The 12,735-nt window shown below is 68.9% G+C and carries 12 protein-coding genes and 1 tRNA gene; 4 read left to right on the forward strand and 9 right to left on the reverse strand.

What is annotated here, in order from left to right; all coding sequences use genetic code 11:
• Nucleotides 1-40: 40 nt before the first annotated feature.
• Nucleotides 41-397 carry an FKBP-type peptidyl-prolyl cis-trans isomerase gene (locus U5O44_RS16330; protein ID WP_322589473.1) on the forward strand — a complete coding sequence of 119 codons (357 nt, stop codon included), beginning with the start codon at nt 41-43 and terminating at the stop codon, nt 395-397.
• A gap of 127 nt (nt 398-524) precedes the next feature.
• On the opposite strand, the gene U5O44_RS16335 is transcribed toward U5O44_RS16330, so the two are convergent.
• Together U5O44_RS16335 and U5O44_RS16340 are read right to left on the reverse strand one after the other, a co-directional pair.
• Nucleotides 525-923: an endonuclease domain-containing protein gene (locus U5O44_RS16335; RefSeq protein ID WP_322589474.1), complete on the reverse strand. Its 399-nt coding sequence runs from the start codon at nt 921-923 to the stop codon at nt 525-527.
• 176 nt (nt 924-1,099) lie between these two features.
• Nucleotides 1,100-4,696 carry a class I SAM-dependent DNA methyltransferase gene (locus tag U5O44_RS16340; RefSeq protein ID WP_322589475.1) on the reverse strand — a complete coding sequence of 1,199 codons (3,597 nt, stop codon included), beginning with the start codon at nt 4,694-4,696 and terminating at the stop codon, nt 1,100-1,102.
• Nucleotides 4,697-4,861: 165 nt separating this feature from the next.
• Between U5O44_RS16340 and U5O44_RS16345 the strand changes: the two genes are divergently transcribed.
• Nucleotides 4,862-6,115 (forward strand): glycosyltransferase, encoded by a 1,254-nt coding sequence (locus tag U5O44_RS16345; RefSeq protein ID WP_322589476.1) that lies wholly within the window; start codon nt 4,862-4,864, stop codon nt 6,113-6,115.
• A 49-nt stretch (nt 6,116-6,164) separates the two neighbouring features.
• On the opposite strand, the gene U5O44_RS16350 is transcribed toward U5O44_RS16345, so the two are convergent.
• The 4 genes from U5O44_RS16350 to U5O44_RS16365 all read right to left on the reverse strand — a co-directional run bounded on the left by U5O44_RS16350 (nt 6,165) and on the right by U5O44_RS16365 (nt 9,097).
• Nucleotides 6,165-6,252, reverse strand: a tRNA-Ser gene (locus U5O44_RS16350).
• A gap of 39 nt (nt 6,253-6,291) precedes the next feature.
• On the reverse strand, nt 6,292-7,596 hold the full coding sequence (gene serS / locus U5O44_RS16355; protein ID WP_322589477.1) for a serine--tRNA ligase: 1,305 nt from the start codon (nt 7,594-7,596) through the stop codon (nt 6,292-6,294).
• Between the two features lie 29 nt (nt 7,597-7,625).
• Entirely contained in the window at nt 7,626-8,645 is a 1,020-nt protein-coding gene (ispH, locus tag U5O44_RS16360; protein ID WP_322589478.1) for a 4-hydroxy-3-methylbut-2-enyl diphosphate reductase, read from the reverse strand.
• Nucleotides 8,645-9,097: an FKBP-type peptidyl-prolyl cis-trans isomerase gene (locus U5O44_RS16365; RefSeq protein WP_322589479.1), complete on the reverse strand. Its 453-nt coding sequence runs from the start codon at nt 9,095-9,097 to the stop codon at nt 8,645-8,647. The genes ispH and U5O44_RS16365 overlap by 1 nt, the downstream gene beginning before the upstream one ends.
• A gap of 120 nt (nt 9,098-9,217) precedes the next feature.
• Here U5O44_RS16365 and radC point away from each other — a divergent pair, with 120 nt between their 5' ends.
• Nucleotides 9,218-9,886, forward strand: a complete 669-nt coding sequence (gene radC / locus U5O44_RS16370) for a RadC family protein (RefSeq protein WP_322589480.1) — start codon at nt 9,218-9,220, stop codon at nt 9,884-9,886.
• Nucleotides 9,883-10,542 carry a Smr/MutS family protein gene (locus U5O44_RS16375; RefSeq protein ID WP_322589481.1) on the forward strand — a complete coding sequence of 220 codons (660 nt, stop codon included), beginning with the start codon at nt 9,883-9,885 and terminating at the stop codon, nt 10,540-10,542. The genes radC and U5O44_RS16375 overlap by 4 nt, the downstream gene beginning before the upstream one ends.
• Here the strand turns inward: U5O44_RS16375 and U5O44_RS16380 are convergent.
• The 3 genes from U5O44_RS16380 to U5O44_RS16390 are packed head-to-tail and all read right to left on the reverse strand — an operon-like array spanning nt 10,539 to nt 12,513.
• Nucleotides 10,539-10,937 (reverse strand): group II truncated hemoglobin, encoded by a 399-nt coding sequence (locus tag U5O44_RS16380; RefSeq protein WP_322589482.1) that lies wholly within the window; start codon nt 10,935-10,937, stop codon nt 10,539-10,541. The genes U5O44_RS16375 and U5O44_RS16380 overlap by 4 nt on opposite strands.
• On the reverse strand, nt 10,934-11,725 hold the full coding sequence (locus tag U5O44_RS16385) for a MinD/ParA family protein (protein ID WP_322589483.1): 792 nt from the start codon (nt 11,723-11,725) through the stop codon (nt 10,934-10,936). The genes U5O44_RS16380 and U5O44_RS16385 overlap by 4 nt, the downstream gene beginning before the upstream one ends.
• Nucleotides 11,722-12,513 (reverse strand): GGDEF domain-containing protein, encoded by a 792-nt coding sequence (locus U5O44_RS16390; RefSeq protein WP_322589484.1) that lies wholly within the window; start codon nt 12,511-12,513, stop codon nt 11,722-11,724. Before U5O44_RS16390 ends, U5O44_RS16385 begins: the two co-directional genes overlap by 4 nt.
• Nucleotides 12,514-12,735: the final 222 nt, after the last annotated feature.

The following is a 12,735-nucleotide window of genomic DNA, read 5'->3' on the forward strand; positions in this document are numbered from 1 at the left end:
GCCCGTTTCCGCTTTTTCCCACACTTGCAAAGGTTTCCACATGATTTCCACCCCCTCGGGCCTGCAGTACGAAGACACGGTTGTCGGCACTGGTGAGACCGCGGTCGCGGGCCGCCAGGTCAGCGTCCACTACACCGGCTGGCTGCACGACGCCGCCGCCCCGAACGGCCGCGGCCGCAAGTTCGACTCCAGCAAAGACCGTGGCCAGCCCTTCCGCTTTGCGCTCGGCGCCGGCATGGTCATCGGCGGCTGGGACGAAGGCGTGCAGGGCATGCAGGTCGGCGGCACCCGCGTGCTGCTGATCCCGCCGAACCTGGGCTATGGCGCGCGTGGTGCCGGCGGCGTGATTCCGCCGAACGCGACGCTGGTGTTTGAGGTGGATTTCCTCGGGTATTGATGTGTTGCGCCCTCCCCCCAGCGGGGGGAGGGTTGGGGAGGGGGGTTGACGCTGCCGAGATGTCGGCTGACTTCCGAGGCCCCCTCCCGGCCTCCCCCCGCTGGGGGGAGGGGCAAGACAAGACTGGTCAGGGCGGGGCGAGTGCCTGTCGGATGCGGTCCAGCACGGCATCGGGTTGTCGCAGTAGCTGGGCATTGTCGAACCGCAGCATCCTGATGCCGTGTCGCCGCTGGAGCCAGTCGTCGCGCTCGGCGTCACGGGCCTGTCCGTCGGGGGTGTGGTGCTGTGCGCCATCCAGCTCGACCGCCAGCCGCACGACCGGACAGTAGAAATCGAGCACGAACCGGTCCACCGGATGCTGACGCCGAAAGCGCCAGCCGCCGAGCCGCCCGGCGCGCAAGTGCTCCCACAGCAGGCACTCGGCCTCTGTCATCTCCCGCCGAAGCCGCCGCGCTGCCAGCAGCAGCGGCCGGCTGACGGTCTCCGGCACCCAGATCCGGGGTTGTGCGTTGTCGTCATTTGCCATGCCCCATTCTGAAAGAACGCGCTGAATGGCTCCCTCCCCCCAGCGGGGGGAGGGTTGGGGAGGGGGGTGATCGGTACCGAGATGTCGGCTGACTTCCGAAGCCCCCTCCCGGCCTCCCCCCGCTGGGGGGAGGAGCAAGACACGACAAGGCAGGGCGTGCTGAAACGCTGTTGGGTTCACGCGCCACGCCAGCGCCCCCCCGCCTCCCGCTGCGCCTTGCCGAGCACTTCCAGCGTCTCCAGGATCTGCGGCAGCCGCTTCTTCCACGGCCCGCGGCCGGTGAAGCGGCTGGCCAGTGCGTCCTCGTCGAGCGGCTGGGGGCTGGTGCCGAGGACATCGGCGACGGCGCGCATCTGCGCGGGCAGGTCGGCGGGCCAGGGCTGGCGGGCGGTGGGTGCGGCGGCGGTGGGGGGTGGCGCTTCGTCGTCGGCTTCGGGGGCAGGGGAGTCGCCGACCAGTTCGATGGCGGTCTGCTCGGCGGCGGGTGCGGGGGTGGTGGCGTTGCGGCGGGCGGGATCCTGGAATTCGGGGCGCAGCCAGCGGATGGTGCCGCGGGCTTCCTCGGCGGCGCGGCGGGCGTTGAGGGCGACGAGGCGCTCCAGCAGGGTTTCGGTCCACGCCTGGCGGGCGGTGTCGTCCTTCCAGGGCACGGGGCCGAGGTCTTGCCAGCCGTAGGCGTCGAGCACGGCGGCGTCGAGTTCGTCGTGCAGCGTGGCCAGCACGCTGACCAGCGCCTCGGTGTGCAGCGTCTTTTCCTTGGCGTTCAGCGGCTCTTCGCGGCGCAGTTTTTCCAGCACGTTGTACATGCCGGTCAGCGTCACGGTGTCGTGGGCGGCTTGGCGGGCCTTGCGGTGGGCGTCGAGTTGTTCGGCGAGTTGGCCGATGCGAGCGGCAATCGCTGGCGTCAGGCCGGTGTCTTCAGATGGAAACGGGAATGTCTCGAAGCAGAGAGTCTTGTTGTATCTGGGGCGATCTTCCAGCGTTCCACCAGTTGCCAACACCCAATCTACGTGTGCCTGGCTCGACAAGACGCCGAGGTTGAGCGCGTCAGCCGAGCACACAGTCACCAGAGTGCTGTCCGGTGCAATGGCCTCGGGTACGAATGCGAACAAGCGGTGCTTTGCCGTTTCGACGGTCACGATGTATCGCGGCAAACCAGCCACTGCCTGTCGAAACTGTTGTCGAGGGTGTCCGATGACCCACCACAACCGCTGGAACGCTTCATTTCGGTTCTGTTCGCGTTCTGGCTTTGCACGCATCAGCAGGTGCTGAAATGCTGCCGGGAAACGTGAACGCACTTCCTCCACGGTGAGACCGAAAAAGTCCACGACCCAAACACCGCGCGGTCGAGTCGTGAAGTCTCTGCCACTGAGATATGGGCGTATATGGGCATCAAGGTCGGGCACTGTGCCCAGCCCGAGCGCCTTGGCTGTCGCTTCGTCGATCTGGAACGCCGCACCGATGGTTTTCATCCCGACCGAACACAGGTCCAGGTTCGCCCGTAGCGGCTTGGCCCCGGCCACGTTGGCGCCTACGCGCAGATCTGCGCCAATCACGCCGGTCCGATCGGCAAGCCGTTCGACCAAATCCTCGCCCGTGCTGGTTTCGTCGCGCTCTGACACCACTTCGCGCAGGACACCCAGACGCTGTCCCCGTTCTGCCACCGTCATGGCAATTCGAACGGCAGCCCCGTCGGCGCTGTCTACCCACGGGTGATCGGGAATCGCCATCAACAGCGACAGCGGGTTGTCTCCTGAAAGGTGCGGCTCCACCGCCCGCCGTACATAGGCTTGGCGGATGCTGTTCGACGTGATCAAACCGAATCGCTGCACGTTACCGGACCGCGTCAGCAGTGCAGCTTTGTGCCACCAGCGGACCACGAAATCAGTCGATTCGGGCACGTCGGGCCACACCGCCTGCAGCGCATCGACATACCCGTCACCGAGTGCGTGGCGCATCCGTTTCGAGCCAATGAACGGCGGATTCCCCACGATGAACTCCGCCTGCGGCCACTCGGCCTGACGCGGGTTCACGTAATGCCATTCCGGCACCTGTGCCGACTCGTCGGGCACCTGTTCGCCCGTGACCGGATGCACCTTCGTCGTCTTGCCATCCCAGCGCGTGAGCGGGCGCCCGTCCGCGTCCGTCGCCAGCTCCTGCCGGTCATGGGCCAGCACCGCATCCCGGCACTCGATGTTGCCGTAGTCATGCACCACCGGCTCTGCCACGCTCTGCGACCCGCCCGTGCGGATCTGCCACTGCAGCCAGCCGATCCACAGCACCAGCTCCGCCAGCGCCGCCGCCCGCGGGTTCAGCTCGATGCCCAGCATCTGCTTGAGCGTGACCGTGCCGCCCTCCATCGCGAGCTGCCCCTGCGTCGACTCGCCCAGCGCCTCCAGCCGGTCCAGCACCTCGCCCTCCAGCCGCTTCAGGTGCTCCAGCGTCACATACAGGAAATTCCCGCTCCCGCAGGCCGGATCCAGCACCCGCACATGGCACAGCCGGTGGTGAAACCGCCGCAGCTCGGCGCGCGCCTCGGCCAGCTTGTCCTCGCGCTTCTTGCCGCTGTCCAGCGCCTCGGCCTCGGCCGCCAGCACCAGCGCCGCCCCCAGCGCGTGCTGCCACTCGGCCCGCAGCGGCTCGATCACCGTCGGCATCACCAGCCGCTCCACATACGCCCGCGGCGTGTAGTGCGCCCCCAGCGCATGCCGCTCCGTCGTGCTCAAGGCCCGCTCCAGCAGCGTGCCGAAGATGGCCGGCTCCACCTCGCGCCAGTCCGCCCTGGCCGCCCGCAGCAGCCCGTCGATCTGCCCGGTCGTCAGCGGCAGCACATACCCCGGCTGCCCCGCGCCCTTGAACAGCTTGCCGTTGAAGCGCATCACGTCCTGCGCCAGCGCCCCGTTGAAGCCGCCCGTGTCCATGCCCTGCCACAGCAGCCGCAACATCCCGGCCAGCCGCTCCGGCTTCTCGCGGTGCTGCGTCAGCAGCGACACGAACACCCCCAGCCCGTCATCCCCCGGCGGCAGCAGCCCGACATCCTCGGCGAACATCGTGAACAGGCAGCGCGTCAGGAAGGCGGCCACCTGCTGCGCCGGATGCCCCGCGTCCTCCAGGCTCTTGGCCAGCGCGGCCAGCGCCGCCGACACCTCCCGCGTCACCCGCGCACTGACGCGCGACGGGTCCAGCGACATCGGATCGACCCACAAGGCCCGCAGCCGCGCCCGGATCGCCGCGTCGTGCAGGTCGGCCAGCCGGATGCGGTGCGAGCGCGCATCGGGAAACGGCGTGTAGGTCGAGCCCGAGCGGCTGAACTCGGCATACAGCTCGATCAGGTGCCCGACATCGACCACCACCACAAACGGCGGCCGACCCTCGCCCGCCGGCAGTGCGCGGGCGTAGTGCTCGGCCTGCGAGCGCGCCAGCAGCATCGCGTTGTCGAAGCTCTTGATCGTCTTGCCCGTGGCGGCGGCCTGCGCGCCGGGGTTGAGCTTCTTCGACTCCCACACGAACGCCCCGCGCCGGTAGCAATCGACCCGCCCGGCGCTGGTCGAGCCGTCGCCGTTCTGGAACGTCACCGGGCGCTCGAACATGTAGTCCCGCTCCGGCGTCGGATGCGGACGCGGCACGTCCAGCAACTCGCACAGCTCGATGATGAAGCTCTGCGAGGTCGAGAGTTCCGAGGCGGTGACGCCGGTCCAGCGGGCGATGAAGGCCTGGACCTGCGCCGGGGAGGTGGCCGAGGCCGAGGCTGCGGCAGTGGGTGCGGGTGACATGGACATCCCTGGGATTTGTGGTGGTGAGCGAGCGCCGGGATCATAGGGGGCGGTGTGAATTGTTCACATCCGTCCGGCCCTTCTGCCGTGAACGATCACCGCTCGGCTTCGACGCCAGACCCCGCAGGGACAATCCGGGCGACCACAAGGAGGCGTCCCACGACCATGCGTTACCTGTTCCTGCACCCGGTATTCCCCGGGCAATTCACCCGCGTCATGGAGGCGCTGGCGCGCGATCCGGCCAACGAGGTCGTGCATTGCAGCCGCGAGTCGGCCGTGCGCATGGTCGACGGGGTGCGCAAGGTGCGCTACCAGGTGCCGGCCGCCACCGGCCCGAAGCCACATGCCTTCCTGCAGCGCTCGGACGAGGCGCTGCAGCAGGGGCTGGCGGTGCTGCAGGTCGTGCAGCAGCTCAAGCAGCATGGCTTCGTGCCCGACCTCATCTACGGCTACGCCGGCTGGGGACCGACGCTGTTCATGAAGGACGTGTTCCCGAAGACCCCGCTGCTGGGCTACTTCGAGTGGTTCCTGAACCCGTTCGGCGCCGAATACAACTTCGATCCGGCACATCCGCTGGCGTTCGAGGCGCAGCTCGCGCTGCGGCTGTGCAACGCGAACATGCTGCTCGACCTGCACGCCTGCGACCACGGCGTGACGCCGACCCGCTGGCAGCGGCAGCAGTTTCCCGAGCCGTTCCGCCCGAAGCTGAGCGTGCTGCACGACGGCGTGGACACCGCGTTCTACCAGCCGGCGGCCGACGCGGCCGAGGCGCGTCAGGCGCTGGCGCAGCAGGTGCCGGGGCTCGACCTGTCCGGCGCGGACGAGGTCATCACCTACGCCACCCGCGGCATGGAGCCGTTCCGCGGGTTTCCGCAGTTCATGCGGGCGCTGGCGGCGGTGCAGAAGCGCCGCCCGGGTTGTCATGCGGTGATCGTCGGCACCGAGGCGTTCTACTACTCCCGGGCGCCGCAGGGCGCGGCGAACTACAAGGCCGCACTGCTGGAGGAGCTGCGCGGCGAGCTGGACCTGTCGCGCATCCACTTCGTCGGCTGGCTGGACGCGCCGGCGTACCGGGCGGTGCTGCGGGTGTCGAGCGCGCATGTCTACCTGACGTATCCCTACGTGCTGTCGTGGTCGCTGCTGGAGGCGATGTCCACCGGCTGCCTCGTGATCGGCTCGCGCACGGCGCCGGTCGAGGAGGTGATGCGCGACGGCGAGAACGGCTGGCTGGTGGACTTCTTCGACCACGCCGCGCTGGCCGACCGCATCGAGCAGGCGCTGGTCGAGCACCGCAGCCCGCGTGTGCAGGCGCTGCGCGAGCGGGCGCGGCAGACGGTGCTGGAGCGCTATGCGCTGGACAAGGTGCTGCCGCGGCATCTGGCGCTGGTGCAGCACCAGGCGCTCAATGCGCTGGGGTGAAATGACAATGCAAAGAAGAACGCCCGCTTGTGGCGGGCGTTTTCTGTATTGGCGGAAGAGGAGGGATTCGAACCCTCGGTACGTTTCCGTACGCCTGATTTCGAGTCAGGTACAATCGACCACTCTGCCACCCTTCCTGGAAGCGAGACCGAGATTGTAGCGGTCTTTTGGCTGGTTCAGCAAGAGGGGCGCAGTATTTCGATGCCACCCATGTACGGACGCAGCGCGTCCGGCACCGTGATGCTGCCGTCGGCGTTCTGGTAGTTCTCCAGCACGGCCACCAGCGTGCGCCCCACGGCCAGCCCCGAGCCGTTCAGCGTGTGGACCAGTTCGTTCTTGCCCTGCGCGTTCTTGAAGCGCGTCTGCATGCGCCGCGCCTGGAAGGCTTCACAGTTCGAGCAGGAGCTGATCTCGCGGAACGTGTTCTGCGCCGGCACCCAGACTTCCAGGTCGTAGGTCTTGGCCGCGCCGAACCCCATGTCGCCCGTGGACAGCAGCAGCACGCGGTACGGCAGCCCCAGCTTCTGCAGGATCGCCTCGGCGTGGCCGACCATCTCCTGCAGCGCGCCTTCGCTGTGGTCGGGGTGGACGATCTGCACCATCTCGACCTTGTCGAACTGGTGCTGGCGGATCAGGCCGCGGGTGTCGCGCCCGGCCGAGCCGGCTTCCGAGCGGAAACACGGGCTGTGCGCCGTGAGCTTGATCGGGAGCTGGTCGATCGGCAGTACCGTGTCGGCGACCGCGTTCGTGAGCGTGACCTCCGAGGTCGGGATCAGGTACCACTTGCTGCCGGCTGCGTCGCCGTCGCCCGAGGTGACGTGGAAGAGATCCTGCTCGAACTTGGGCAACTGGCCCGTGCCCTGCAGCGCCTTGGCCTGCACGAGGTAGGGCGTGTAGCACTCGGTGTAGCCGTGCTCGGTCGTCTGCACGTCGAGCATGAACTGGGCGAGCGCGCGGTGCAGCCGGGCGGCCGCGTCCTTCATGAACGTGAAGCGCGAGCCCGAGAGCTTGGCGCCGGTCTCGAAGTCCAGCCCGAGCGGCGCGCCCAGGTCGACATGGTCCTTCACCGCGAAGTCGAACGTGCGCGGCGTGCCCCAGCGGCGGATCTCGACGTTGGCGTGTTCGTCCGCGCCGACCGGCACGTCGGCGGCGGGCAGGTTCGGCACATGCAGCAGCATCGCGTCCATCGCGGCCTGGATCTGCGCCAGCCGCTCGCCACCGGCTTTCATCTCGTCGCCGATGCCGCCGACCTCGGCCATCACGGCGGTGGTGTCCTGGCCCTTGGCTTTCAGGCCGCCGATCTGCTTGCTGAGCTGGTTGCGGCGGGCCTGCAGTTCTTCGGTGCGGATCTGCAGGGTCTTGCGCTCGTGTTCCAGCGCGCGGAAGGCGTCGGCGTCGAGGAAGGGCTGCGGGTTCTTGCGCGTGGCCAGGCGGGCGAGGACGCCGTCGAGGTCGCGGCGCAGCAGGGTGATGTCCAGCATGGAAAGTCTCGTGTTGCAGTGCAGTGTGTTCAGTGCGGGCGCGGTGCGGCAGTGACACCGGCTTCGGCCATCGCCTTGTCGCCCAGGCCCTTGGGCAGCGGGAACTCGATGTGTTCCTCGACCCCCGGCATCTTGCGCACGCTCAGCGCGCCCAGCTGCTTCAGCCGCGCGATGACCGCATCGACCAGCAACTCCGGCGCCGACGCCCCGGCGGTCAGGCCCACGCGCGGGCGGCCTTCGAACCACTCGGCGCGGATCTCGTCGGCGCTGTCCACCATGTAGGACGCCGTGCCCAGCCGCTGCGCGACTTCGCGCAGGCGGTTGCTGTTCGAGCTGGTGGGACTGCCGACGACGATGACGATGTCCACCTCGCCGGACAGCACCTTGACGGCGTCCTGGCGGTTTTGCGTCGCGTAGCAGATGTCCTGCTTCTTCGGCTCGCGCACCTGCGGGAAGCGCTGCTTCACGGCGCGCAGGATCTCGGCGGCGTCGTCCACGCTCAGCGTCGTCTGCGTGACGACGGCGAGGCGGCTCTCGTCCGGCACCTGCACGCCGGCCACGTCGGTCACGTCTTCGACGAGGTGGATGCCCTCGGTGAGCTGGCCCATCGTGCCTTCGACCTCGGGGTGGCCCTTGTGGCCGATCATGATGAAGTCGTAGCCTTCGCGGCGCAGCTTGGCGACCTCGACATGGACCTTGGTCACCAGCGGACAGGTCGCGTCGAACACCTCGAAGCCACGCTCGCGGGCTTCGGCCCGCACGGCCTGGCTGACGCCGTGCGCGCTGAACACCAGCGTCGCGCCGGGCGGCACGTCGGAGAGATCCTCGATGAAGATGGCGCCCTTGGCCTTCAGGTCGTTGACGACGTAGGTGTTGTGGACGATCTCGTGGCGCACGTAGATCGGCGCGCCGAACTTCGCGAGCGCCCGCTCGACGATCTCGATGGCGCGGTCCACGCCCGCACAGAAGCCGCGCGGCTGGGCCAGCACGATTTCCTCGACATGGCCCTGGACATCGCCTTGCAAGGTCTCTTGGCGGATCGCGGTCATCACAGCACTCCGATCAGTTGCACTTCGAAGGTCAGCGGCTGGCCGGCCAGCGGGTGGTTGAAGTCGAACACCGCCCAGTCCTCTTCGGCCGGGCCGAGTTCGCGCAGCACGCCGGCGAAGGAGCCGCGGCCGTCCGGTGTCGGGAACTGCACCACGTCGCCGACGCTGTACTGCTCGTGCGGGTCGCCCATCTCGCGCAGGATGGCGAGCTTGAGCTTCTGCACCATGTCCGGGCTGCGCGGGCCGAAGGCTTCGCCGGGTTCGAGCGCGATGGTCGTGCGCGTGCCTTCTTCCAGGCCGAGCAGGCGCGACTCGATGGCCGGCGCGAGTTCCCCGGCGCCGAGCGAGAGCGTGGCGGGCTTGTCGTGGAAGGTGTTGACGATGTCGCCGCCGTCGGGGCCGGCGAGGCGGTAATGCAGGGTCAGGAATGAACCCGGTTGGACCTGAGGCACGGCGGTGATCCTGGTAGTGGCGGGGTGCGCGCAATGGGGGATGGAGGGTCGGAAATGGGGGATGCCGGGGCGGGCAATGGCCAGTTCTCGGTAGACTGGCCCCGATTTTAGGTGCCGCCGATGAAAGACCTTCCTGTTGCGATGCGTCCGCGCGAAAAGCTGCTCGCCCAAGGCCCGTCCGCGCTGGCCGATGCCGAGCTGCTGGCGCTGCTGCTGCGCACGGGCATCCAGGGTACGGGCGTGCTGCAGATGGCCGGGCAGGTGCTGGCGAAGTTCGGCGGACTCGGCGGGCTGCTGCGGGCCGAAGGCGATGCGCTGAAGACGGTGAAAGGCCTCGGCCCGGCCAAGCGCGCCGAGCTGCAGGCGGTGCTGGAGCTGGCGCGGCGGGCGCTGTCGATGGAGCTGTCGCAGCGGCCGGTGTTCGACTCGCCCCAGTCGGTGCGCGACTTCCTGAAGCTGCAGCTCGGCGAGCTGCCGCACGAGGTGTTCGCGGTGCTGTTCCTCGACGCGCAGCACCGGCTGATCGCCTACGAGCCGATGTTCCGCGGCACGCTGACACAGACCAGCGTCTATCCGCGCGAGGTGCTCAAGCGGGCGCTGGCGCTGAATGCGGCGGCGGTGATCCTGGCGCACAACCATCCGTCCGGCGTCGCCGAGCCGTCGCGGGCCGATGAGTTCCTGACGCAGAGCCTGAAGTCGGCGCTGGCGATGGTCGATGTGCGGGTGCTCGACCACATGGTCATCGGGCGCGGGCCGGTGGTGTCGTTTGCCGAACGGGGGTTGTTGTGAAAGCGCATTCGCTGTCGGAGCTGGCCGCCATCCACCGGGCCTTGCGCGAGCAGCGCCAGCGTGCCGAGGAGGCCGCCGCGCGCCGTGCGGCGCTGGAGGCGGCGCGCCTGCGCGAGCGCGAGCTGTTCGCGCGCACGGTGGGCGCGGTCACACCGCTGCGCGATTCCAACCTGGCCGACATCGCCCGCCCGCGGCCGCAGCCCGAGCCGTTCCAGCGGGCGCTCGACGAGGCCGAGGTGCTGCGGGTGTCGCTGTCGGACGATTTCGACGCCGCCTCGCTGATGGAGACCGACGACCAGCTGTCCTACCGCCAGTCGGGCATCGGCGACGACGTGCTCAAGCACCTGCGGCTGGGCCGCTGGTCGCTGCAGGGCCAGATCGACCTGCACGGCTTGAACCGCGACGCCGCGCGCGAGGCGCTGGCGGAGTTCCTCAACGACGCGGGCAAGCGCGGCTGGCGCTGCGTGCGCGTCGTGCATGGCAAGGGCTTGGGGTCACCGGGCCGGCAGCCAGTGCTCAAGGGCAAGGTGCGCAGCTGGCTGGTGCAGCGCCAGGAGGTGCTGGCGTTCACGCAGGCGCGCGGGCCGGACGGCGGGGCGGGGGCGCTGATCGTGCTGCTGGCCTCGGCGCGGCGTCCGGACGGACGGCTGCGTTAGCGGTTGCGCATCCAGTCGGCAGTGCCGAAGAAGCTCTCGGTCAGGCGCTCGATCAGCACGGGGTCGAGCTGTACCTCGGTCATCGCCTGGTGCATGCAGGCGACCCACTGGTCCCGCTCTTGCACGCCGATCGAGAACGGCATGTGGCGCATGCGCAGCCGCGGGTGGCCGAAACGCTCGATGTAATGGTTCGGGCCGCCCAGCCAGCCGCTGAGGAACCAGTAGAGCTTGTCGCGTGCGTCGTCGAGCGTGGTGCCGTGGGCGGCGCGGAGTTCGCGGTAGCCGGGCTCCAGGTCCATCAGGTCGTAGAAGCGGTCGACAAGTTCGCGCACGCGCGTGTCGCCGCCGACCCATTCGTAGGGCGTGGCGGGTGGGGCAGGGGTCTCGGCATTCATCGCCCGGACTGTAGCCGAGCCGCGGCGGTCGCCTCGGCCAGCCGGCCGGCGATCTCGCGGATGTCGCTGGCCGCATCCGCGCCGGGGTAGGCCAGCATCAGCAACTGGCGCTTCTGCACCGACTGGCGCACGGCAGGGTCCAGCGCGATGTCGCCGAGCGCCTGCAGCGTGATCGCCGTGCCGTCCGGGCGCTGCACGAAGCGCCGGAGCACGGCCTGCAGCTGCGTGGCGACGTGGGCGCCTTCGCCGGGCCGCTGGGTCTGGTTGACCACCAGCATCGGCGTGGTCCGGTCCTGCTGCGCGGCGAGCACCTTGATCGTGGCGTAGGCATCGGCCAGCGCGGTCGGCTCCGGCGTGGCGATGACCAGCACTTCATCGGCCAGCGAGACGGCGTAGAGCACGATGTCGGAGATGCCCGCGCCGGTGTCGATCAGCACCCGGTCGTAGCGGGGGCGCACGGTGTCGAGCAGCAGCGCGAGCTGTTCGCGCACCTGCGGGGTGAGCCGCGAGTATTCGATCAGGCCCGAGCCGGCCAGCAGCACCTGGAAGCCGCCCGGTGCATCGATCACGGCCTGGTCGAGCGGCGCCTTGCCGGTGAAGACGTCGTGCAGCGTGGTGCGGGGGTGCAGGTTGAGCACCACGTCGAGGTTGGCCAGCCCCAGGTCGGCGTCGATGACGAGCACCTTCTCGCCGCGGCGGGCGAGTGCCGCGGCCAGATTGGCGCTGAGCATGGTCTTGCCGACACCGCCCTTGCCGCTGGTGATGGCCAGGATGTGGGCGACGCTCATGGCATCGCATCCAGCGTCGGGTCGGCGCTGGTGTCCATCGCGTCCGGCACGAAGGCCGACACGGCGCTGAAGAGCATGTCGCGCTCCTCGTTGCTCACCTCGGAGCGCGGCTGCGATTCCAGGCAGATGCGGTTGCGACCGGCCGCCTTGGCGCGGTAGAGCTGCTGGTCGGCACGCTCCATCCAGAGGTGCGACGACGAGCGCACCCACTGGGGGGCGAAGGCCCCGCCGACGCTCACGGTGACCGAGATGTGCTGGTCGGGTGCGGCCATGACCACCGTGTCCTCGATCGCCTGTCGCACCCGGTCGGCCACGGTCTGGCCGAAACTGGCCGGACAGTTGGGCAGCACGGCACCGAACTCCTCCCCGCCCAGCCGCGCGACCGTGTCCATCGGGCGCACGCTGTCCTGCAGCACCTTGCCGATGTGGCGGATGACCACGTCACCGGCGGCATGGCCGTAGGTGTCGTTGACGCGCTTGAAATGGTCGATGTCGAGCAGCAGCAGCAATGCGGACTCGCCGGTCCGCGCGACACGGTCGATCTCGCTGTCCAGGCTGGCCTCGAACTGGCGGCGGTTGAACAGCCCCGTCAGCGGATCGCGGCTGGACAGCGTGCACAGGCCGTCGATCAGCGCCTGCATCCAGGCGGGTGAGCCAGGCTCCAGCCGGGCCATCCAGTCGTGCTGACCGGCGCGCTCCAGCAGCTGCAGCGCCAGTCCGACTCGCAGCGGGTGGCCATCGACCGCAATCACGGCCGATTCACGGGCGGGTGGAGACAACGGAGCCATGGAACATCAAGGCGTCGAGGACGGCATGGGAGATCTGGAGGGTGCTGGATTTGGCATTGGTACCGCCGAATCCCGAAAAAGACGCGCCAAAGTGCGCTTTTTGGAGTCTACGGCATGCCTCCCCCGACTTGAGGTGGAGATGGCCGGTGATTGGCCGGCTTCTCGGCGGGCGAAGAGACCTCGGTGACCCGCACATTCGACCCGAATCCCTTGCGAGCAGTC

It is taken from the genome of Sphaerotilus sp., assembly GCF_034519685.1.
Taxonomy (GTDB): domain Bacteria; phylum Pseudomonadota; class Gammaproteobacteria; order Burkholderiales; family Burkholderiaceae_C; genus Sphaerotilus.